This window comes from Ilumatobacter nonamiensis YM16-303 (genome assembly GCF_000350145.1).
Taxonomy (GTDB): domain Bacteria; phylum Actinomycetota; class Acidimicrobiia; order Acidimicrobiales; family Ilumatobacteraceae; genus Ilumatobacter_A; species Ilumatobacter_A nonamiensis.
The window spans coordinates 1-1,210 of record NZ_BAOL01000255.1 but is presented as its reverse complement, the minus strand read 5'-3'; the positions used below and the strand labels follow the sequence as shown (position 1 = coordinate 1,210).

The following is a 1,210-nucleotide window of genomic DNA, read 5'->3' as shown; positions in this document are numbered from 1 at the left end:
CACGGAGCGCGGGAACTGTTCACGAGAACGGGATGAGTGGGGCGTCCGGTAGCAGGGCGGTGTGACGGACGCCATACCTTGCGAACATGGTTGATGGACCCGTGGACGTGCCCCAGACCCTCAACGGCGTGACCGCCGGCTGGATGACGGAGCACCTGGGACGCGTCATCGACGCCGTCGAGGTGACGCAGATCGGCGAGGGTTCCGGCTTCATGGGCCAACTCGCCCGGGTGACGATCACGTCGAGCGATCCGGCCGCCCCGGCGTCGGTGATCGTGAAGATGCCGACGCTCGATCCGGGCGCGCGGGCAATCGGCGAGATGATGGGTGTCTGGGTGCGCGAGCACAGCTTCTACCGCGACATCGCGCCAGATGTCGACATCCGGATCCCCACCGCTCTCGTGAACATCGTCGACCCACCGCTGCTCGTCCTCGAGGATCTCCGCCCGGGTGTGGTCGGCGATCACGTCGCCGGTGCGACCATCGGCCAGGCCGAGCGCGCGATTGACGTCATCGCCCAGCACCATGCGCAATGGTTCGAGGACCCGCGCTTGGCGCGCCTCGAGTGGCTGCCGGGGCTCGACGACCCGGCGATCCTCACGCTGCAGGACACGTTCGCGATCGGCTGGCCTCTGTTCCTCGAGCGCTACGGCGACGTGCTGCCCGCGCGTTGTCTGCGCTGGTGCGAGGAGTTCGTTCCCGGGATTCCGGAGTGGATCGAGCGTCACTACGACGACCCGGCAACGCTGATCCACGGCGACTTCCGACTCGACAACCTGTTGTTCTACGACGACGGCTCCGTCGGGGTCATCGACTGGCAGCTGTGCATGCGCGCTCCGGGACAAACCGACATCGTCTACTTCTGCGCGAACAATCTGGACGTCGAGACGCGCGAGCTCCACGACCTCGCCTTGATCGATCGGTACGTCGCCGGACTGCATCGTCACGGGGTCCCGGAGGACAAGGTCACCGTGGACCAGGTTCGCCGCGGCTACCTCGAAGGGCTCGTGTTCTACGCGGTGTCGTTCGGCGCGAGCTTGCTCACGATCGATCCGGCCAACGAGCGCGGCACGGCGCTCTTCGATGCGCTGGTCGAGCGCACGTTCGCGGCGCTCGAACACCACTCGGCGGGCCTCGCACTCGGCTTCGCCGATGCGTAACACGGTTCGCGCTGGTCCGACGTTCTCGTGAACAGTTCGCGCACGGAGCG

At 66.9% G+C, this 1,210-nt stretch carries 1 protein-coding gene; it reads left to right on the top strand.

What is annotated here, in order from left to right; translation table 11 throughout:
- Positions 1 to 86 precede the first annotated feature (86 nt).
- Positions 87 to 1,160: a phosphotransferase family protein gene (locus ON45_RS18980; RefSeq protein ID WP_083915164.1), complete on the top strand. Its 1,074-nt coding sequence runs from the start codon at positions 87 to 89 to the stop codon at positions 1,158 to 1,160.
- Positions 1,161 to 1,210 lie beyond the last annotated feature (50 nt).